Genomic DNA, 19,789 nt, shown 5'->3' on the forward strand with positions numbered 1-19,789 from the left:
TCTTAACGAGTGATCGGCCCCCTCTGAACGAGGGGGCCTTTTTTGTGTGCGTCCGCCAAAGCATGCATTTGGCGCAGATACAATTGATACAAACGGATTTATGTGGTGACGTCAGACAGACACGTCCTGCGGTCACATAGAAAGTTCACTATTTGAAGAGAAGCCAGATGCATTCACGCGCCGCCAAGTCCCAGCCCCAAAAATCTGAAGCAACCGTCAGTTTTTTCCGTTTCGACAGGGCTGGTTTGTGCGTGGAATGGAACGGTGTCATCCCGGCTGGGCTACCTGCACCTGAAGGTTTGTCAGAACGCGCTTTTCTTGATGAGATTTTGTCCAACGCATTGAAGTTGACCGCCGAAGAAACGGTCTGTTCTGCGAGAACGGCCGCGAGCCTGTTGCTTGGTGGAAACGCCAGCGTCACGATGGAACTGCAAGGCAATCAAGTGGTGGTCGTTTCCAGCTTTGAGTGCGGCAATGACCGCGGGTATGTGCTTGCGCCGCTGGGAGGTAGGGAAGACGCCGCTGCGCGACAGGTTGACACGGACACTGCACGCGACTTGCTGCACAGCGCAATTCACCCGTTGAGGGATGGCATCAGCCTGTGGGATCGGGATGGCTGCCTGATCGTCTGCAATCCCGCATTCTCGAGTTTTGTTGGTCTTGCCGAGCGAGACGCGCAACCGGGCATTCGGTTCGAGGATTTTGCGCGTGCTGTTGCGGCAAGGGGACATTTTGCACCCCATTCGGACAGCAAGGACGCCCTGATCCGGTTGAGCGCGCAAACGGTTGCAGAAACCAGGCTGGACACGCGCGATGGTCGTCCAGTCACCTTCTCTGGCAGGAAAAGCGATGCGGGCGAATTGTTGCTGACCCTCTCGGACCAGAGCGGACGGGATCAGATCGAGCAGGCGCAGCGCGAAGCCGACCTGCTGGTGCGCACGATTGTTGATGCCTCGCCCACGCCTTTTCTGGTCTCGCGTGTGGATGACGGCAGAATCCTCTATTGCCCTCCGGCCTCGCGGGAACGATTTGGTCAGTTGGATACCACGCTGGGGTTCTTTCTGAACCCCGAGGATCGACAGGCCTATCTGGATGCGCTGTTACCCACAGGGCAGTTGGACAATTACCCCGTCCGCTTCCTTAAGCAGGATGGCAGCGTCATGCAGGGGCTGACATCGGCCCGGGTGATCGACTTCAAGGGTGAGAACGTCATCGTATCATCAACGCGGGACATGACCGATTACCTGCAGATGCAGGACGAACTGGAAAAGCAGCGCGAAATTGCCCATCAGAACGAGAAATTGTCAGCGTTGGGATCGTTGCTTGCGGGTGTGGCGCACGAGTTGAACAACCCTCTGTCCATCGTCGTCGGCTATGCGCTGATGTTGCAGGACAAGGTCGACGATCCGGTTCTGAAACGCCGGGTGGAACGTATTGGTCAAGCCGCTGAACGCTGCACAAGGATCGTGCGGGCGTTCTTGGCCATGGCCCGCCAACGTCCGATGGAAATTGTGCAATGCGATGTCGGAACTCTTGTCGAAGCTGCGCTCGAGATTTCGGGGTACGGGTTGAAGAGTTCGGGCGCAGATGTGCGGGTCGAGCTGGACCCAAATGCGCCATGTGTTGATGCAGACCCCGATCAGATTGTTCAGGTTTTGACCAATCTTGTGGTCAACGCGGAACATGCTGTCGCGAGCTTGGGCGAACAGGGCCGCGTCACACTGCGCAGCGGGACGGAACCGAAGTCCGGTCATGTTTTCATCGAAGTCGACGACAACGGACATGGAATTGACCCCGCCATCCAGTCCCGGATTTTTGAGCCGTTCTTCACGACCAAGGTGGCGGGCGAAGGGACGGGGGTTGGACTGGCCTTTTGCCATCGCATCGTGACCAGTCATGGCGGCAGGTTGACCGTTGAAACAGCACCGGGTGAGGGTGCAAAATTTCGCATTTGCCTGAAACCAGCATCACTTGATCAGGCCGCTCCGAACGCGGAAGAAGCGCCAACCTCGAACACCTCGAGGCTGAAGGTGCTCAGCATCGACGACGAGCAAGATGTAACCGAGTTGATTTCCGATATTCTCGAGGACGCTGGATACGAAGTGACAACTTGCAACGATTCCCGGGACGCGTTGAACCTGCTGGAGCGGGACGAATACGATGTCATACTCAGCGACATGACAATGCCGGGTCTGGATGGAACGGAATTGTTGAAGTTGATTGCACAGCAAAAGCCCGAGTGCTTGAACCGCTTTGGTTTCGTGACAGGTAACGCAATGAGCCGTAAGACGATAGAGTTTCTAAAATCCAACAATTGCAGATACATGGAAAAGCCAATTGCGCCTCAGGACCTGTTAAGACTGGTCGACCAGATTTTCAGTTCGCATGAGGCAGGCGGGCCCCGGTCATGAGTAATGGAAACATCATCATCTGCGATGACGAACCGCATCTTCGGGAAATGGTCGCGGAATACCTAGCCGAACGCGGCTTTGACGTCCGTGAGGCCGAGAATGCAGACGCGCTGTTTGACTGTATCAGCGACGGCACTGCACCGGATCTGATTGTTTTGGACATCAACATGCCGGGCCAGAATGGTTTGGCTGCATTGCAACGACTGCGGCAGGAAACAGAAGTTCCGGTCATCATGTTGACCGCTGCGGCTGACGTCATCGACCGGGTCGTTGGGCTTGAGATGGGTGCGGATGACTATCTTGGTAAACCCGTTGACTTGCGCGAGTTGGAGGCGCGGATCAAAGCGGCCATCCGGCGCTGGCCCGCAGCAGGGCGTGGTGGCGAACCGGCCCCTCCTGCCAACCAATCCTGTCTTGCGGCCAAAGTGCCATTCGGAAGCTGCTGCCTGGATCTGGACGCGGCGCGTCTCTTCGACACCGAGGGGCAGGAAATTCCGGTGACTGCGATGGAATTCAACTTGCTTCGGGTTTTTGCCGAGAACCGGGGCCGTGTTCTGAACCGGGACCAGCTTTTGGAGCGGGCCCACGACCGCGGTTGGGAACCTTTCGACCGCTCAATCGACCTGCGAATATCCCGCCTGCGCCGAAAGATTGAAAGGAACCCCTCCAAACCCGAGGTTATTCGTACTGTCCGAGGTATCGGTTATATTTTCGGCTGACCGTGTCAGACTACTATCGCGGGAACAGCAAGGTCAGGATCAGACGTGCACCCCAACCTTCAGGCCCTGCATCCGTGCTATCTGCCCAATAACGAACACCGCCACCGACGCTTATGAGTTGATCACCAACTTTGGTTACTTTCGTTGCAACCGCGTTAAGCGGAACCGACCATTGCTCAGCTTCCCAGTCATAGGTGGATTCGCTGTTAAGCGTGAATGTCCACGCATTTGGTGTCGTGTAAGACAGGAAGGGCTGTAAGAACGTCTGGTTGACGTCAGTGTCGCCGCTGATGTCCCAGATGTGGTTGGTCAACCCTCCGTATGTCAATGGGCCCTGTTGTTTAAGGGCTACTGCCGTTAGGCATGCGCCCCATTCCCCAAGACCCAATGTGTCATCCGTGGATGTTGGCAGCAAAAATACCGGGCCAGCCCCCCATATCCATCCCCCAGCAGTTGGTCGTTTTGGGGAAATAAAGAAACTTTGGACCGTATCACCCAATCCAAATTCGCTTCCTGCGCCAGTTGGGATGCCATCGGTGGAGACAACCGGCAAGATCGTTCGAGAGATCAAATTCAAATCTTCAGTCAAATCAAAGGGAATGACGGGTTGAATGTTCAGCGTCCAACGGGACCCGTCATCATCTGGCCCGATGTTCTCATCATAATTCAGTTGGAACGGAACACTGATTAGTGCCGCGACAGGGTTCGCCAACTGCTTGGCCAGATCTTCAGCTTCTGACTGCGCCTGCGCAGCGCCTGTTCCAATGAATGCCGAAATTAATGCCAATCCAATAAATCTCTGGAATTGCAAATATCTCATCCTTCTTAAAATACAAAGACTTCGAGCGAGTGTTGGAAAATGCCAACTATTGCGTCTGTGGCATACAATAGCCTCAGCCCTACGGGTCTCAAAACGAAACCTATAAAAATTGGGCAAGATCTTGCGACCAACGTGTATCAGTAATCACGGTGCTCAATTTCCTCATAATGCGCGCTGGTCAAATCCCAGCGGCTGAGGACCTTTTGCGCCTCTGCCGGAACATAGCAACGCTCATAATCCTCGCCCTGAAAATCAATGACGTTTTGCAGGCTGTCGAAGGTCATGATGGTAATAAACTCGACCTCTTGCCCAAGATCCCGGCGCAAAAGCTCGATTTTGCGATAGCCCGGGATGTTCTTGGCCTCGATGCCGGGAAACACCGTGTCGTGCAGCAGGGCCTGATAAGTATCAGCATTTTCGTGCGTCGTGTAACCGTGCCAAATGCGTTTGATCATCCTTAACCCTTTCGCGAAACCGCCCTAACCTTAATCGTGCATATCGCAAACAACGATACCTTGGCAGCCGGACGCAGCGTCGACCACTCAGGAGGTTACAAGGGCACATGATGACGAATAAGTCCTGAAAACCGAAGAAGAATTTAGTTGATTGAATCACCGCGCGGGTGGAAGATCGACCCAGTGTTTTATCTTGATCGAGGTAATGCCATGAATTTTTTAAAACTGTGTTCCGTACTGTCACTCACCCTTCTACCAATTGACGCCCTTGCACAATCCTCTGCGCTGCAAGACGCGTACCAGCTATTTCCAAAATTCCCGGCGACCACCGTTTACGTCGGGAAAGAGATCGTCACGATGAACCCGGACGCACCCATGGCAGAAGCGGTGGCAGTCAAAGATGGCCGCATAGTGGATGTTGGGGTCTTGGCTGATATCGAGCAGCGCCTTCCCGAAGGTAGCTATGCAATTGATCGTGGATTCGAGGACAAGGTGATTGTCCCGGGCTTTATCGAGCAACATCTCCACCCGCTGCTTGGGGCGTTGGTGATGATGTCTGATGCCATTATCTCAATCGAAGACTGGGAAACCCCGAACGGTTTTGCACCCCTTGCTATTGATCAGGAGGCATTCAGGAGCCGACTGGTCGAAGCAGTCGAAGGCTTTGATACCAGTCTGGGTCGGTCGATGATGGTTTGGGGGTATCACTCAACCTGGCACGGCGACATGAGCCGCGCGATCCTTGACGAGCTGGTGCCAGATGTTCCGGTTGCTGTTTGGCAACGCTCCACCCACGAGATGTACTTCAACACACTGGCGCTCGAGCAGTTGGACATTACCGACGACTATATTCAAAGCTGGCCAAGTCAGCTGGCTATATCGCAGGCTGATCTTGAGAATGGACATTTTCTGGAGGCCGCCTTCTGGGAACACGTCTTCTTTGAGAAGTTTGCGCCCGCTTTTGCATCAATCGACCGGGTAATGGACGCACTGGAATACACGCAGGATTATTACCACAGCAACGGCATCACGACCCTGGCCGAGCCCGCAGGCCCCGTAGATCAAAACGCGCAAGCCTTGGTGGCAAAAGCGTTTGGGCCGGATGACACGCCGTTCAACTTCTACTTTATTCCTGACGGACGCACGCTGGGCGGGATGTTCCTCGAGTCCGAGGGCCCCGAACGTATGCTGGCCGAAACCGAAGCCATGCTGGGTTGGAGCGAGGGCAGAACCCAATTCCTGCCCAAGCAGATCAAGCTACTTCTGGACGGTGCTATTTACAGCCAGTTGATGATCATGCGCGACGGATACACGGATGGTCACAAAGGCCAGTGGATCATGACGCCCGAGTTCTTCGAGGACGTGTTTGATGTGTATTGGGACGCCGGATATCAGATCCATATTCATAACTTGGGCGACGGGGGCCTGGATATCGTCCTCGACACGCTGGACGCCGCTATGCAGCGCAACCCGCGCGACGACCATCGGACAGTGATGGTGCATTTTGGGTATGCCCAACCGGACCAGATCGTCCGCATCAAGGATCTTGGGGCGCTTGTGAGTGCGAATGCAGTTTATACGCCGACTTTGGCTGACAAATATGCAGCCGAAGGCGTCGGACGCGAACGGACGGAACGCATGGTGCCTTTGGCCGATGCCGTGAATGCAGGTATTTCCATCTCACTGCATTCTGATATGCCGATGGCACCTGCCGTACCGCTCAAGTTCATGTGGGCCGCCGTCAACCGCGTGGCAACAAGTGGCTGGGTGCCGGGACCGGACCAGAGGATCAGCGCGGAAGACGCGCTCAAAGGTATAACGATCGGGGCGGCATATTCATTGCGATTGGAAGATGAGATCGGTTCGATCGAATCCGGCAAACTTGCGAATTTCACGATCCTTGAAGACAATCCTTTGACAGTCGACCACATGAAACTGCAAGAGATTGGCGTTTGGGGCACGGTCCTGCAAGGCCGGGTACAACCGGTACCGGTAGACAGCGACCCTGATGACAGGGCAGGTATCAAACTGGAAAACGACGATCAAATACTTGAAGCCGCGCTGCGCCATGCACGCAACAAGGCGCATTACCACGATCACTCACCCAAGAAACTCAAGGGCCTTCCGGCTTTCAACTGAATGAGCACATGCAAGAAACCACGACCATACGTCCCATCGCCGAGGCGTATTACGAGGTCTGGTGTCAACTCTGGCGCCAGTACCTTGCATTTTATGAAACTTCGCTGGGCGACGAGATTTATCGCACCTCATTTTCCCGGATGATGTCGGGCAATCCCGGTGAGTTTCAGGGTTTGTTGGCTGAGGTCCAGGGTAAGCCTGTGGGCCTGGCCCACTATTTGTTCCACCGATCCATGTGGAGCGTGGAAAATACCTGCTACCTGATGGATCTTTTTGTCGACCCGAACACACGGGGGACTGGCATCGGTCGCGCCTTGATCAACGCAGTTCACAGCAAAGCCGCCGAGAACGGCATCACGACTACATACTGGATGACGCAGGAGTTCAACTATAAGGGACGAATGCTCTATGATCAGGTCGCCGAGAAGACGCCATTTTTGGTTTACGAAAAGCATTGATCTGAAATCGTGGCAAAGGGGGATGAGATTAAACCATGACCCAAACCCGAAGAGATTTTTTGATTGCGACGGCCCTAAGTGCCGGAAGCGTGCTGAGCCCTGCTTGCGTGCTTGCACTGGACGCTGAACCCACACAACTAGGCTGGAAAGATCTTGCACCGGGTGCCGAGACTACGGTCGTTCAGCGCCTTCGAAATGGCGGCATTGTTCAACATGGTGAATTGTCAGAACCCGTTGACGCCGAAAAGGGCGCGCAACTGACGACGGAATACAACGGCCTGCGGGTTCGCTTGCCCGGATATCTCGTGCCTTTGAAATTTGAAGAAGACAAGGTTTTGTCCGCTCTTCTTGTGCCATATGTCGGGGCATGTATTCATGTGCCTCCGCCGCCCCCAAACCAATTGGTTCTTCTTTCGCCCGAAACGCCCTATGAAACAGATACGCTGTTTGAACCCGTTTGGGCGCTCGGAGTGTTCTCAACCAACCAATCCGAGACCCATCTGGCTAAAGTTGGCTACGAGATCACAGCAGCGGAAATATCGCCATACTCCTGATGTTCTGGCAGCCCTGGCACAATGTTGAAGACTCAGTCCTTGTGATCGCTTAAGAATTCATTTTGCAACTTAAGGTAGTTGCGGCAAAATCCACATCAAAGATTTGAATGCTTTAATTTTTTTGAACTGGAGGGACGGCGATGATCAAAACCCTGACCAAGGTAGCAATCGCAATGGGAATTTCGGTGACGGGCCTGTCGTTACCGGTGCATGCGGCTGATGGCGACATCACAATCTATACCGCAGATAAAATCATCACGATGGAAAAGCCGCTTCCTGAAGCCAAGGCTGTGGCTGTGTCAGATGGTCGTATCGTGTCGGTCGGCACGCTTGAAACTTTGGTCGACTATGTAAAGGCCGGGGCGGTTATCGACACGACATTCGCCGACAAAATCCTCATGCCGGGCCTGATCGACCCCCATGTTCACCCGTCGCTGCCTGCGATTTTGACACAATATCCCTACATCGCTCCGGATGACTGGAGCCTTCCAACTGGTGAGTTCCCCGGCGAAACCACACCCGAGGGCTATGTGAACCGCCTAAAGGAACTGGTGGCTGAATATGAGGCATCGGGGGACACTGAAATCCCCTTCATCACTTGGGGCTACCATCCGCTATGGCATGGCGAGTTGTATCGCGATGATCTGACCGGACTTTTTCCTGATAGCCCAGTGATCTTGTGGCATCGCTCGTTCCATGAGCATTTCTTAAACGACGCGGCCATCGAGTTGCTTGGGCTGACGGAAAAAGACGCGCAGATCTTCCCCGAAGAGTCCGACTGGGAACGCGGCCACTGGTGGGAGAACGGGCTGGTCGGAATTTTCCCGAAGATGCCCTTCATTCTGGAAGAATCCCGCTACTCGCAAGGCATGGAGACCTTTTTTGAGATCGTCCATCAGGCTGGCGTCACAAGCGTGATGGATATGGGCATCGGCTTGTTCGGTGATCCAGTTGGCGAGACAAATCTGATCCGCAAAGTGTCCGAGCAAACCGGAGCCCCGGTGCGTGTCGTCCTGACGCCGATCATCACGGATTTCACGGCGCGTGGGAAATCGCCCCAAGAGGCTCTGGCCGAAATCCGCGAGTGGGAGAAAGGAAACACCGACAGGGTCAAATTCGACAACCACTTCAAGCTGATGATGGATGGTGCGATCTACAGCGGCCTCTCGCAATACGGGTTCCCAGGCTACAAGGACGGGCATCAAGGCCAGTGGATGAACGAGCCTGAGGATATTTTGGAATGGGCCCGGTTCTTTTGGAACGAAGGGTTCCAGTTGCACGCCCACACCAACGGCGACGGGTCCGCAAGCCTACTGATCGACATCGTACGCGACCTGCAAGAGGAAAAACCGCGTTTTGACCACCGCACGACGCTTGAACATTTTGCTTATGCCACGCGGGACCAGATGCGGCAGATGAAGGCGATGGGTATGGTGGTGTCGGCCAACCCTTACTACCAATACATCCTTGCTGACGTATACGCAGATGTGTGGTTGGGGGCAGATGTGGCGCGCTTTATGGTTCCCTTGGGTAGTGCTGCGGACGAGGGATTAATAATCGGGCTGCATTCCGATAGCCCCATGGCACCTCTCAGCCCGCTGACGCTGGCACAAAATGCGATGGAACGCGTGTCGATCAACGGCAACAACAATGCGGGGTCAGAGCGTCTGGACATAGATCAGGCCCTGCGCGCAATCACCATTGATGCCGCGTGGTTCATGCGAATGGAGGACGAGATCGGTTCGATCCGCGCAGGCAAGAAGGCAGATTTTGTTGTGCTTGAGCAAAACCCGTATGAGGTCCAGACTGCAGACTTGTCCAAGATCGGAATATGGGGAACGGTTTTCGAAGGCCAAAAATACCCGATTGTAAAGGAGGCCAGCATGAAGCCAAACAACGACCTTGTGAAAGTCCCGAACCCATCGGCTGTGTTCTGTGAAGAAAGCGGCGGGACCTATGAAATCCGCGATGGTGCTAATGGTGGAAAGACCGGGATTTGTATTCTTCCATCAGGTGAAGAAGTCGACGCTTGGGAGTTTTTCCGAGAGAACGCGCCGACTGACGGATAATATCAACATTTAGAAGTTGGCGCTGAGGGAAAACGATTCCCGCGATTTGACTGCCCAGATACCCGGTTCGTCGCACGGAGTCTGAGTTCGATCGCGCGACGCCCAAGTCTAAACTCTTGATAAATGAGCCGTCGATAGATCATGTTAACGAACAAGGCCTATCTGATGTACTGAACACGGAGCCCTGAATGCGGCTGATCAGGATTTTGTTGACTGTAGTGGTGGTGATCACAATCGCCGTGGTCGGGCTAAAGCTGGCATTTCCACTTCCTGAGAAAAACTATTCTGAGCAAACTCTCAAACAAGATCCCGACTGGGACGGACCTTTAGGCGCCACTATTAAACAAGCGATCGAACGAAACCCCGGCCTTGACGGGGTGCGGCCTTTGGGCAATGGACGCGCCGCCTTTGCGGCCAGGGCTATATTCGCAAGGCAAGCGACGTCTTCTATAGACGCTCAGTACTACATTTGGCAGGACGATGTTACTGGTCTGATGCTTCTTGATGAGCTTAGGGCCGCAGCCGAGCGTGGCGTGCGGGTCAGATTGCTGGTCGATGATAACGGCATCTCGGGGTTGGATGGCTTGCTTGCTGAACTGGATGCTCTGTCCAACGCGCATGTGCGCATTTTTAATCCCTTTACGCTGAGAAACCCCAAACTTCTGTCTTATGCATTCGACTTCAGTCGCTTGAACCGTCGGATGCATAACAAATCAATGACTGTGGATGGGGTCGCCACGATAGTCGGAGGCCGCAATATCGGTGACATCTATTTCGATTATGGGGCTGGAACGCACTATCTGGATGTAGATACGATCGCCATTGGCCCAATTGTCGATGAGGTGTCGCAGTCATTCGACGCGTATTGGAACAGCTCATCATCCTATGACGCGGCCTTGTTTCTGGAGCCCACCGCGGGAAAAAGCCTGCAATCCAAGGCGGATGCCGCACGAAAAACCGCTGTTGGTGCAGGCTATCAAAAAGCGATCCAAGACAATGAACTTGCGGACCGGATAGCTGCGCGTGATCTGAAGGTCGAGTGGAGCGAAGTTACCCTTTTCGTTGACGACCCAGCCAAAGGGTTGGGCCAAGCAGACAGTGAAAATCTGATCGTCGAGCAACTGATAGCATTCGCCAACGACTCTCAAACCTCACTGGACCTTGTTTCAGCATATTTCATTCCCGGCAAACGCGGTGCCGAAGTTTTGGAAGGACTAGCCAGGTCTGGGGTTAAAGTCCGTGTCTTGACCAACTCATTGGACGCGACCGACGTTATGCCGGTTCATGCGGCCTATATGCGCTACAGGGAAGATTTGCTGAATAGCGGCGTAGAACTTTTGGAGCTTCGGGCTTTACGGCAGGAACATCGCGAACGAAGCCTGCCAGAAATGCTGGCGGGGTCGGCATCAGGATTACATGCAAAGGTATTTGGATCGGATGGCAAACGTGTCTTTATTGGTTCATACAACCTCGATCCCAGATCCGCGCGATTGAACACTGAAATGGGGCTCATGATCGAAAGCGCGGCGATCGCTGAATCACTGGCCGAGAAATTGGCTAACACCGATTTTTCGTATCGCGTTGAGTTGAATGAAGACGATGAGATTGTCTGGCTGCAAGAAGAACAAGACGGGACGGTCACCGTTTACACCGCGGACCCGGAAACAAGCGGCTTCCAACGCGCCCTAACGGCGGTCGTAAGGTGGCTGCCCGTTGAGTGGATGCTTTGACCCCGCTGTTGAAGCTGGCCTGAACCTTCTTCCAAGCCAGCCCCGAAGGTTTTACTGAAGATAATTTGGGCCACGAACGCCTTGGGCTCAGGACCCATTGAATTCCGTTTGGCTGAGTGATTCATCGCGTTCAAAGCGAGCGGTGAACATGCCTGATGTTTTTTTTGATTATGAGACGAGCAGATGTCGCGCCTTGAGCCTTTCTTGCCAAGGTCCAAGGGCAAACCTTACGTTGATTACAGGCGTGTCTTGAGTTGGATTATCTTTATCAATCACAATGGGTTACGGTGGTGAAATGCGCCAAGGGAATACGGACTACACGCGGCACTCTATAATCGTTGGAAGCGATGGGGTGACAAAGGGATACGCCCAGTCAGGACATTCACAGGGTCTGACGGTATTATCTTATCCGAGGCATTTATGCAGGCCAGTAATCCTCTGAGGGAGGAAACGGCATGATAATGCGCATTTTTCAAGTTCAGGTAAAAGAAGGTAAGGAAGACGAATTTACGGAATTCTTCCACAAAATCGCAATTCCGATGATGAAAGAAACTGCAGGGATTGTTCAGGTTTTACCGGGTGCTCCGCACAGCGATAGCCCAAGAGAATTCAGTTTCGTGATGGTTTGGAAAGATTTAGCCACGCTTAAGAAGTTTGTTGGCGAGGACTATAGCTCTCCGCATATTGATCCTGCCGAAGCCGAGTTGGTCGAAAGCAGGTTAATCAAGCACTACGAACTGGTTGAGTGAGCTGTAGGTCAAACGATCCAATAAAACGGGCCGCAGTCGCCGCCTGCGTAGACCCTCTGACCAATTCAAACCGACCGCAGAGTTTTTTAGATGCAAACCTTACCGACAAAATGAACGGGTGAGGGAATAGGGTTTCCCCAACATGTTAGGAAAACTCGATGCTTTGGGAAGGCGCTAAATCAATACAGGCAATTGATTTTATTGGTCGGAGTGAGAGGATTCGAACCTCCGACCCCTGCCTCCCGAAGACAGTGCTCTACCAGGCTGAGCTACACTCCGACCGTGGCGGGGGGTCTATACCCGGCGATTTGGATGCGCAAGGGGGATTTTGTGCGTCGCGCACCGAAATGGCTGAGGACAACTTGAACACAGTAGTTTGCTCCATGTCAGGCCAAGGGTTCTGTTTGATAAAGTCGGATTTTGGTACCGCCGTGATCCACCACCGGCCCCGCAGGTAAAAAGGGTAGACGAGTGACGCGCGCCAGCGAGGCATTACTTGTGACCAATCCGACCCTCCAGCCCACGAACTTTGAGGTCAGGACCTTGCCCAGCGTCCCATAGACGGAACGCAGACGTTTTTCGTCGCCGATCCTTGCACCATAAGGGGGGTTGATGATGACAAGCCCCGCCCGGTCCGTCGGGGGTTTGATGTCGCTGACAGATCGCGTTTGAAATCTGGTTACACTGGCGACGCCTGCACATTCGGCGTTAGAAGTCGAAGCGTCGACGGCTCCTGCGTTTCGGTCCGAGCCGAAAAACATGACATCTGCTTCTGAGGGCGCATGTTGGGCCCGCATGTCGGCCCAGATGGCGGGATCAAAAGTCTTGAGACTTTCGAACGCGAATGAGCGCGATCGACCCGGGTTCAGGTTCAAAGCAATTTCCGCCGCTTCGATCACAAAGGTTCCCGATCCGCACATTGGGTCAAGTACCGGCTCAGTTCCGTCGAACCCACATTCGCGCAGCAACATAGAGGCCATTGTCTCGCGCATTGGTGCCTTTGCGACCGCAGGTTTATGACCGCGCTTGTGCAGAGGGTCTCCGGATGTGTCTACAGAAAACGTGCAGATATCTTTTTCGATACGCAACAATATGCGCAAACTGGCTTCAGGTGACACCTGAACGCCAAGAGTTTCGGTAATCGCGCGCTCAATCCTCTGGCGCGCGGCACCGGCGTGATAAATTCGGGACTTGCGGCTGGTTGCCTCAACCCGGACAGGAACATCGGAGCGCAGAAACTGAGACCAAGGAAATTTGCGCGCCCGTTTGTCAAGTTGAGCCAAATGCACGGCAGGAAAGCTACCCAACCTGACCAGAACCTTGTTTGCGCCACGAAGACACAGGTTCGCACGCCACACCTCGGACCATGTCCCTCGGCAATTCACCCCGCCAGGTACGGCGGTGACATCGGCGAATCCCTTCTGTTGGGCTTCGGCACGAAGCGGTGCCTCAAGGCCGGGCGTGGCCACCAAAAAAATCTCTAGTGTGTCGGCGTGTTCCATTCTGGGTGCTTACACCGGAAGCATTCCGGGCGCGATACGCAATTTAAGAAGGCTTAAAATAAGGCTGTTCTTCCGAAAGTGAAATTCCGATGCCGATTTTAGCCGTAACGGGTTTGCGTTTGTCAGCATCCGCGCGTAAAGGGTCCGTGATCGAAAGGAAGCCATAGATCAGGATTGAGCGCCGCGCGCTTTTTTTTGCTCCAAGGCTCCCACGTTCACAGCGTTTTGTGCCACTATGTGAGTGCCAAAACGGAGTGGTGCAGCAATAAGGCTTGGAAGACCGTAGCGACATGCAAACTTTCAAACTGAAAAAGGGGTTGGAATTGCCGGTGCAGGGCGCCCCGGAGCAGACAATTCAACCCGGTCCGGAATTTTCGACCGTTGGGGTTCTGGGTGGTGACTATCTTGGCCTGAAACCACGGATGCTGGTTCAGGAAGGCGATGAGGTACAACGGGGGACGCCGCTGTTCTGCCACAAGGACATGCCCGAAGCGATGATGGTTGCGCCTCTGACCGGGAAGGTCGTCGCGGTCAACCGTGGCGCGCGTCGTGTTTTGCAGAGCGTCGTGATCGAGGTGTCAGACCCAAACGATGCGGGTTTGGATTTCTCGGCGACGGGTAACTCGGACAGCGCCGAAGGTGTTATTGCCAAGCTGTGCACCTCTGGTCTTTGGACAGCTTTCCGCACGCGCCCCTATTCGAAAATGCCTGCACCGGGCTCTAAGCCTGCGGCGATCTTTGTCACCGCAATGGACAGTGAGCCCCTTTCCGGTGACGCGGCCGTCATCATAAACGACGCGGGCGAGGCATTTGTCGAGGGGCTTAAGGCGGTATCGCTTCTGACGGATGGCAAAACGTATCTGTGTCAACAGGAAGGGGACTCGCTGCCGGGGTCTGATCTTGCGGATGTCGAAGCGGCAGCATTTTCCGGCCCGCATCCGGCTGGTCTGGCTGGGACTCATATCCACTTTCTGGAACCTCTGGCCGGCGAAAAGCAGGTTTGGACGATCGGATATCAGGATGTAATCGCGATTGGCCGGTTGATGCAGACAGGACATCTGGACCCGAATGTTGTGATTGCCCTGTCGGGCCCCGGTGCACGCCACCCACGCTTGATCCGAACGGTCATGGGCGCGTCGACAGATGACCTTACTCGGGATGAGATCGAAATTGACGGCACCGCGCGGATTATTTCGGGCTCGATCCTCTCGGGAAAACTAGCAGACGGCCCCACCGCGTATCTTGGCCGTTTTGCGCGCCAGATTTCGATCATCCGCGAAGACCCTGACCAGATTCCGATGGGTTGGATACGCCCAATGCCGTCAAAATACGCCGTTCAACCGGTTCTGGGTTCTGCCTTTGCCAAAAAGCTGTTTGCATTTACGTCCAATCTGAATGGCGGCCGCCGTGCAATGGTTCCAACGGGCACGTTCGAAGAACTGATGCCGCAGGATTATCTGCCGACACAGTTGCTGCGGGCGCTGTTGGTCATGGATACGGATACGGCCCAAGCGCTTGGGGCGCTGGAACTTGACGAAGAAGATCTGGGCCTGGTCGGTTTTGCCTGCCCAGCAAAATATGAATATGGGCTGGCGCTGCGCGACTGCCTGACGAAGATTGAAAAGGAGGGCTGATCCACATGGGTTTGCGCAGCTTCTTCGATCGGATCGAGCCGAACTTTACCAAGGGCGGCAAGTACGAGAAGTATTTCCCCATCTACGAGATGGTCGAAAGCTTCATCTACACTCCGAAAACCGTCACCACCGTTGCCCCACACGCACGGTCCTACGTGGATATGAAGCGGATCATGACCTATGTCGTGATCGCCACTATCCCCTGTATCCTGTGGGGGATGTGGAACACGGGCTATCAGGCAAACTCGGCCATTGCCACGCTGGGGCCGGATGCCGCGACCGGCTGGCGTATTGCTTTGCTGCAGATGTTCGGCATTTCGTTGGATCCGTCCAGCCTGTTTGCCAATGTGTTGCACGGGTTGCTTTATTTCTTGCCGATCTACATCACGACACTGGTCGCGGGCGGTATTTTCGAGGTCATCTTTGCCACCGTGCGCGGGCATGAGGTTAACGAGGGCTTCCTTGTCACATCGATGCTCTACACGCTGATCCTGCCCGCATCGACACCGCTGTGGCAGGTGGCTTTGGGCATCATCTTCGGCGTTGTCATCGGCAAGGAAGTGTTTGGCGGCACCGGTAAGAACTTCCTCAACCCCGCACTGGTGGGGCGGGCGTTCCTGTATTTCGCCTATCCTGCGCAAATGTCGGGGGATTCAGTCTGGACCCCGGTCGACGGTTTTTCCGGGGCGACCGCGCTGGGGATCACCGCAGCCGAAGGCTTTCAGGCGCTGGCGGCTGATGGGATTACCTGGGCCAATGCGTTCTTCGGAACAATTCAAGGCAGCTTTGGTGAGACATCGACGCTGGCGTGTATGATTGGTTTGGCCTTCCTGTTGATGACAAGGATTGCCAATTATCGCCTGATCCTCGGCTGCCTGGCGGGCACGATCGGCTTTACCCTGCTGCTGAACCTGATCGGGTCGGACACCAACCCCATGTTCGCGATGCCCTGGTACTGGCACATCGTTCTGGGCGGGTACGCCTTTGGTCTGGCCTTCATGGTTACAGAACCCGTTTCCGCCAGCCACACCAATATGGGCCGTTACATCTATGGCGCCTTGATCGGTGTCATGGTTGTGATGATCCGCGTGATCAATCCGGCTTTCCCCGAGGGAATGATGCTGGCCATCTTGTTCGGCAACGTCTTTGCACCGCTGATCGACTATTTTGTCGTTCAGGCAAACATCAAACGGAGGGCGCGTCGCCATGTCTGATACGCAATCCCCAGAACCGAAAGGCGCGATTGCCAAGTTCCTTGCGGCCTCGCCTGATTCAGTTGGCAAAACGATCTTTGTCGCGGTTGCCGTATGTCTGGTGGCCTCAATGGTTGTGTCTGCGGCGGCAGTCAGCCTGCGTCCTGTGCAGGAAGCGAACGCGCTGAAAGACAAGCAGGTCAACGTGCTGCAGGTCGCAGGCGTCTATGAGCCGGGCGTCGACGTTTCCGAGGCATTTGCCGCGTTTGAACCACATGTGCTGGAACTGTCGACCGGTCAGTTCGTGGACGATCAGTTCGATGCCACCACGTTCGATGACATCGCCGCGGCCAGCGATCCTGACCTCAGCATCGCGCTGGACAATGACCCCGCAGGTATCGGACGCCAATCCAAATACCGCGTGATTTACCTGTTGCGGGACGATTCCGGTGAACTGGACAAGGTGATCCTGCCGCTGCATGGATATGGCCTTTGGTCCACACTTTTTGGCTTTATCGCGCTGGAGAATAACGGCAACGATATCTTCGGCCTACAGTTCTATCAGCATGGTGAAACGCCGGGCCTTGGGGCCGAGGTAGATAACCCGCGCTGGAGGGCGCTGTGGAACGGCAAGAAGCTGCGCGATGATGCGGGTGAGCTTCAGATTACCGTCGCGAAGTCGCAGCCTGCCGCTGGCCCTGATTTTTATGTGGATGCACTGGCAGGGGCAACGCTGACCTCGGTGGGTGTTGATAACCTTGTAAGGTTCTGGATGGGGGATGCGGGCTACGCTCCGTTCCTGGCCAAACTGCAAGCAGGAGAAATCTGATGTCTCAGACCAAAAAAGAGATGCTGGTCGACCCGCTTGTCGACAACAACCCGATTACGCTGCAGGTGCTGGGCATCTGTTCGGCGCTGGCGGTGACCTCGTCGCTGCAGGTATCCTTCGTGATGGCGCTGGCGGTGACGTTCGTGACCTCGTTCTCGTCCTTCTTCATCTCGTGCCTGCGCAACCAGATCCCCGGCTCGATCCGTATCATCGTGCAGATGGTGATCATCGCCTCGCTGGTGATCCTGGTGGATCAGGTGCTGAAAGCCTATGCGTTCGAAATTTCGAAAACACTGTCGGTTTTCGTGGGTCTGATCATCACCAACTGTATCGTGATGGGCCGGGCCGAGGCGTTTGCGATGAAGAACCCGCCCGTCGCGTCGTTCATTGACGGTATGGGCAACGGTATGGGCTATGGCCTGATCCTGCTGCTGGTCGGTTTCATTCGTGAACTGTTTGGCGCCGGGTCTCTGTTTGGCATCACCATTCTGGAGACCGTGAACAACGGTGGCTGGTACGTGCCCAACGGCATGCTGCTTCTGCCGCCGTCAGCGTTCTTCATCATCGGTCTGATCATCTGGGCCTTCCGCACATGGAAGCCGAACCAGGTGGAAGAGCGTGAATACAAAATTCAGCAGGTAGAGGCCCACTGATGGAAGGTCTGATCTCACTGGCTGTAAAGGCCATTTTTGTCGAAAACCTCGCGCTCAGCTTCTTTCTGGGGATGTGTACCTTCATCGCCGTGTCCAAGAAGATCTCAACCGCGCTGGGTTTGGGCATCTCGGTTATGGTGGTGCAGGCCATCACCGTGCCCGCCAACAACCTGCTGCTGAACTATCTGCTGAAACCGGGCGCGCTGGCCTGGGCAGGCTTCCCGGATGTGGACCTGACCTTCCTTGGCCTGATCTCATATATTGGCGTGATTGCGGCGATGGTTCAGATCCTTGAGATGGTTTTGGACAAGTATTTCCCGCCCCTTTACAACGCGCTGGGGATCTTCCTGCCCTTGATCACGGTGAACTGCGCGATCCTGGGTGGTTCGCTGTTCATGGTGGAGCGCGACTATAACTTTGCCGAGGCAGCGACCTATGGTCTGTCCTCCGGCTTTGGCTGGGCGCTAGCGATCACCGCGATGGCGGGCGTGCGCGAAAAGCTGAAATACTCGGACATTCCCGACGGCCTGCAGGGGCTGGGCATCACTTTCATCACCGCAGGTCTGATGGCGATGGCCTTCATGTCCTTCTCGGGCGTGAAACTGTAAGGAGGGCGCAATGGAAACTTTTAGCTTAGGCGTAGCCCTTTTCACCGTAATCGTCATCGCGCTGGTGACAATCATTCTGGCCGCGCGCTCTAAACTGGTGTCGACCGGGGACGTGAACATCACCATTAACGGTGAGAAAACCATCTCGGTCCCCGCCGGTGGCAAACTTCTGCAAACGCTTGCGGCCGAGAAACTGTTCGTACCCTCGGCCTGCGGCGGCGGCGGTACCTGTGCGCAGTGCCGGGTGCGGGTGCATTCGGGCGGCGGTTCGATCCTGCCGACCGAAGAAAGCCATATCACCAAGCGCGAGGCCGCCTGTGGCGACCGCCTGTCCTGTCAGGTTGCGGTCAAGCAGGACATGGATATCGAAGTCCCAGAAGAGGTCTTTGGCGTCAAGAAATGGGAATGCACCGTTCGCTCGAATGAAAACGTGGCGACCTTCATCAAGGCACTGACACTGGACCTGCCCGAGGGTGAAGATGTGAACTTCCGCGCAGGTGGTTACATCCAGATCGAAGCCCCCGCGCATGCGTTGAAATACACCGATTTCGACGTGGAAGAGGAATACCGCGAGGATTGGGACAAGTTCAATCTTTGGCAATACGAATCCGTCGTGGCCGAACCGATCGAGCGCGCCTATTCGATGGCCAACTACCCGGACGAAAGGGGCATGATCATGCTGAACGTCCGCGTGGCTTCGCCGCCTCCGGGTTCGGATGGTATCCCGCCGGGTCAGATGTCATCGTATATCTTCAACCTGAAACCGGGCGACAAGGTCACGATCTCGGGTCCGTTTGGCGAGTTTTTCGCCCGCGACACACAGAAAGAGATGGTCTTTATCGGCGGTGGTGCAGGCATGGCCCCCATGCGCAGCCACATCTTCGATCAACTCAAGCGTCTGGAAAACCGCGACCGCAAGATCAGCTTCTGGTATGGTGCGCGGTCGAAAAAAGAGATGTTCTTTGTCGAGGATTTCGACCAACTGGCCGAAGAGTTCGACAATTTCGAATGGCATGTGGCCCTTTCGGATGCCCAACCCGAGGATGACTGGAAAGGCTATACCGGCTTCATCCACAATGTGCTGTTCGATGAATATCTCAAGAACCACCCCGCGCCCGAGGATTGCGAGTTCTACATGTGTGGCCCGCCGATCATGAACCAGTCGGTCATCAACATGCTGCTGGATCTGGGCGTGGACCGCGAAGACATCATGCTGGACGATTTCGGCGGATAAGACAGAAAAACCGGCGCTTCCGAGCGCCGGTT

The 19,789-nt window shown here is 55.0% G+C and carries 17 protein-coding genes, 1 tRNA gene and 1 pseudogene; 15 read left to right on the plus strand and 4 right to left on the minus strand.

Translation table 11 applies throughout. The annotated features are described in order from the left end of the window. Window positions 1-167 precede the first annotated feature (167 nt). Window positions 168-2,411, plus strand: coding sequence for an ATP-binding protein (locus tag GOV87_RS16815; protein ID WP_171212542.1), 2,244 nt, complete (start codon window positions 168-170; stop codon window positions 2,409-2,411). Further along, window positions 2,408-3,130, plus strand: coding sequence for a response regulator (locus GOV87_RS16820; RefSeq protein WP_171125623.1), 723 nt, complete (start codon window positions 2,408-2,410; stop codon window positions 3,128-3,130). Before GOV87_RS16815 ends, GOV87_RS16820 begins: the two co-directional genes overlap by 4 nt. Window positions 3,131-3,143: 13 nt before the next feature. Here the strand turns inward: GOV87_RS16820 and GOV87_RS20465 are convergent, their stop codons facing one another. Together GOV87_RS20465 and GOV87_RS16830 are read right to left on the minus strand one after the other, a co-directional pair. After that, entirely contained in the window at window positions 3,144-4,067 is a 924-nt protein-coding gene (locus GOV87_RS20465; protein ID WP_254447403.1) for a transporter, read from the minus strand. Window positions 4,068-4,087: 20 nt separating this feature from the next. Next, window positions 4,088-4,405, minus strand: coding sequence for an antibiotic biosynthesis monooxygenase (locus GOV87_RS16830; protein WP_171212543.1), 318 nt, complete (start codon window positions 4,403-4,405; stop codon window positions 4,088-4,090). A gap of 210 nt (window positions 4,406-4,615) precedes the next feature. On the opposite strand from GOV87_RS16830, the gene GOV87_RS16835 reads away from it, so the two are divergent. The 7 genes and pseudogenes from GOV87_RS16835 (at window position 4,616) to GOV87_RS16865 (ending at window position 12,104) form a co-directional block, all read left to right on the plus strand. Beyond that, entirely contained in the window at window positions 4,616-6,544 is a 1,929-nt protein-coding gene (locus GOV87_RS16835; RefSeq protein ID WP_171212544.1) for an amidohydrolase, read from the plus strand. 8 nt (window positions 6,545-6,552) lie between these two features. Further along, entirely contained in the window at window positions 6,553-7,002 is a 450-nt protein-coding gene (locus GOV87_RS16840; RefSeq protein WP_171212545.1) for a GNAT family N-acetyltransferase, read from the plus strand. A gap of 35 nt (window positions 7,003-7,037) precedes the next feature. Continuing rightward, window positions 7,038-7,556, plus strand: coding sequence for a DUF3299 domain-containing protein (locus tag GOV87_RS16845; protein ID WP_171212546.1), 519 nt, complete (start codon window positions 7,038-7,040; stop codon window positions 7,554-7,556). Window positions 7,557-7,696: 140 nt separating this feature from the next. Then, complete coding sequence (locus GOV87_RS16850) at window positions 7,697-9,625, plus strand: amidohydrolase family protein (protein ID WP_217360886.1); 1,929 nt, start codon at window positions 7,697-7,699, stop codon at window positions 9,623-9,625. 188 nt (window positions 9,626-9,813) lie between these two features. Further along, window positions 9,814-11,355 carry a phospholipase D family protein gene (locus GOV87_RS16860; protein ID WP_171212547.1) on the plus strand — a complete coding sequence of 514 codons (1,542 nt, stop codon included), beginning with the start codon at window positions 9,814-9,816 and terminating at the stop codon, window positions 11,353-11,355. 183 nt (window positions 11,356-11,538) lie between these two features. Continuing rightward, window positions 11,539-11,721: pseudogene (locus tag GOV87_RS20470) on the plus strand (transposase); the annotation flags it as partial. An 89-nt stretch (window positions 11,722-11,810) separates the two neighbouring features. Next, the gene (locus GOV87_RS16865) at window positions 11,811-12,104 is read left to right on the plus strand and encodes an antibiotic biosynthesis monooxygenase (RefSeq protein WP_171212548.1); all 294 of its coding nucleotides are present in this window, start codon (window positions 11,811-11,813) and stop codon (window positions 12,102-12,104) included. Between the two features lie 202 nt (window positions 12,105-12,306). Here GOV87_RS16865 and GOV87_RS16870 read toward each other — a convergent pair. Continuing rightward, window positions 12,307-12,383 (minus strand) — tRNA-Pro (locus GOV87_RS16870). A 107-nt stretch (window positions 12,384-12,490) separates the two neighbouring features. Next, window positions 12,491-13,606 carry a class I SAM-dependent RNA methyltransferase gene (locus GOV87_RS16875; RefSeq protein WP_171212549.1) on the minus strand — a complete coding sequence of 372 codons (1,116 nt, stop codon included), beginning with the start codon at window positions 13,604-13,606 and terminating at the stop codon, window positions 12,491-12,493. A gap of 290 nt (window positions 13,607-13,896) precedes the next feature. On the opposite strand from GOV87_RS16875, the gene GOV87_RS16880 reads away from it, so the two are divergent. Genes GOV87_RS16880 through nqrF form a run of 6 tightly spaced genes read left to right on the plus strand, consistent with a single transcriptional unit; the run spans window position 13,897 to window position 19,757 of the window. Continuing rightward, window positions 13,897-15,240: a Na(+)-translocating NADH-quinone reductase subunit A gene (locus GOV87_RS16880; RefSeq protein ID WP_171212550.1), complete on the plus strand. Its 1,344-nt coding sequence runs from the start codon at window positions 13,897-13,899 to the stop codon at window positions 15,238-15,240. A gap of 5 nt (window positions 15,241-15,245) precedes the next feature. Further along, complete coding sequence (locus GOV87_RS16885; protein WP_171212551.1) at window positions 15,246-16,454, plus strand: NADH:ubiquinone reductase (Na(+)-transporting) subunit B; 1,209 nt, start codon at window positions 15,246-15,248, stop codon at window positions 16,452-16,454. Continuing rightward, a complete protein-coding gene (locus GOV87_RS16890; RefSeq protein ID WP_171125641.1) occupies window positions 16,447-17,262 on the plus strand; it encodes a Na(+)-translocating NADH-quinone reductase subunit C in 816 nt (271 codons plus the stop codon). Before GOV87_RS16885 ends, GOV87_RS16890 begins: the two co-directional genes overlap by 8 nt. After that, a complete protein-coding gene (locus GOV87_RS16895) occupies window positions 17,262-17,915 on the plus strand; it encodes an NADH:ubiquinone reductase (Na(+)-transporting) subunit D (protein ID WP_171125643.1) in 654 nt (217 codons plus the stop codon). The genes GOV87_RS16890 and GOV87_RS16895 overlap by 1 nt, the downstream gene beginning before the upstream one ends. After that, window positions 17,915-18,523, plus strand: coding sequence for an NADH:ubiquinone reductase (Na(+)-transporting) subunit E (gene nqrE / locus GOV87_RS16900; protein WP_050603817.1), 609 nt, complete (start codon window positions 17,915-17,917; stop codon window positions 18,521-18,523). Before GOV87_RS16895 ends, nqrE begins: the two co-directional genes overlap by 1 nt. Window positions 18,524-18,533: 10 nt before the next feature. Further along, the gene (gene nqrF / locus GOV87_RS16905; protein ID WP_171212552.1) at window positions 18,534-19,757 is read left to right on the plus strand and encodes an NADH:ubiquinone reductase (Na(+)-transporting) subunit F; all 1,224 of its coding nucleotides are present in this window, start codon (window positions 18,534-18,536) and stop codon (window positions 19,755-19,757) included. The last annotated feature ends 32 nt before the right edge of the window (window positions 19,758-19,789 follow it).

The sequence above is a fragment of the Ruegeria sp. HKCCA5426 genome (assembly GCF_013034585.1).
Classification (GTDB): Bacteria; Pseudomonadota; Alphaproteobacteria; order Rhodobacterales; family Rhodobacteraceae; genus Ruegeria.

What these genes read in the sequence shown, in the direction of transcription:
- GOV87_RS16815 (WP_171212542.1), top strand. Translation starts at nt 168, where the DNA reads ATGCATTCACGCGCCGCCAAGTCCCAGCCCCAAAAATCTGAAGCAACC.
- GOV87_RS16820 (WP_171125623.1), top strand. Translation starts at nt 2,408, where the DNA reads ATGAGTAATGGAAACATCATCATCTGCGATGACGAACCGCATCTTCGG.
- GOV87_RS16830 (WP_171212543.1), bottom strand. Translation starts at nt 4,405, where the DNA reads ATGATCAAACGCATTTGGCACGGTTACACGACGCACGAAAATGCTGAT.
- GOV87_RS16835 (WP_171212544.1), top strand. Translation starts at nt 4,616, where the DNA reads ATGAATTTTTTAAAACTGTGTTCCGTACTGTCACTCACCCTTCTACCA.
- GOV87_RS16840 (WP_171212545.1), top strand. Translation starts at nt 6,553, where the DNA reads ATGCAAGAAACCACGACCATACGTCCCATCGCCGAGGCGTATTACGAG.
- GOV87_RS16845 (WP_171212546.1), top strand. Translation starts at nt 7,038, where the DNA reads ATGACCCAAACCCGAAGAGATTTTTTGATTGCGACGGCCCTAAGTGCC.
- GOV87_RS16850 (WP_217360886.1), top strand. Translation starts at nt 7,697, where the DNA reads ATGATCAAAACCCTGACCAAGGTAGCAATCGCAATGGGAATTTCGGTG.
- GOV87_RS16860 (WP_171212547.1), top strand. Translation starts at nt 9,814, where the DNA reads ATGCGGCTGATCAGGATTTTGTTGACTGTAGTGGTGGTGATCACAATC.
- GOV87_RS16865 (WP_171212548.1), top strand. Translation starts at nt 11,811, where the DNA reads ATGATAATGCGCATTTTTCAAGTTCAGGTAAAAGAAGGTAAGGAAGAC.
- GOV87_RS16875 (WP_171212549.1), bottom strand. Translation starts at nt 13,606, where the DNA reads ATGGAACACGCCGACACACTAGAGATTTTTTTGGTGGCCACGCCCGGC.
- GOV87_RS16880 (WP_171212550.1), top strand. Translation starts at nt 13,897, where the DNA reads ATGCAAACTTTCAAACTGAAAAAGGGGTTGGAATTGCCGGTGCAGGGC.
- GOV87_RS16885 (WP_171212551.1), top strand. Translation starts at nt 15,246, where the DNA reads ATGGGTTTGCGCAGCTTCTTCGATCGGATCGAGCCGAACTTTACCAAG.
- GOV87_RS16890 (WP_171125641.1), top strand. Translation starts at nt 16,447, where the DNA reads ATGTCTGATACGCAATCCCCAGAACCGAAAGGCGCGATTGCCAAGTTC.
- GOV87_RS16895 (WP_171125643.1), top strand. Translation starts at nt 17,262, where the DNA reads ATGTCTCAGACCAAAAAAGAGATGCTGGTCGACCCGCTTGTCGACAAC.
- nqrE (WP_050603817.1), top strand. Translation starts at nt 17,915, where the DNA reads ATGGAAGGTCTGATCTCACTGGCTGTAAAGGCCATTTTTGTCGAAAAC.
- nqrF (WP_171212552.1), top strand. Translation starts at nt 18,534, where the DNA reads ATGGAAACTTTTAGCTTAGGCGTAGCCCTTTTCACCGTAATCGTCATC.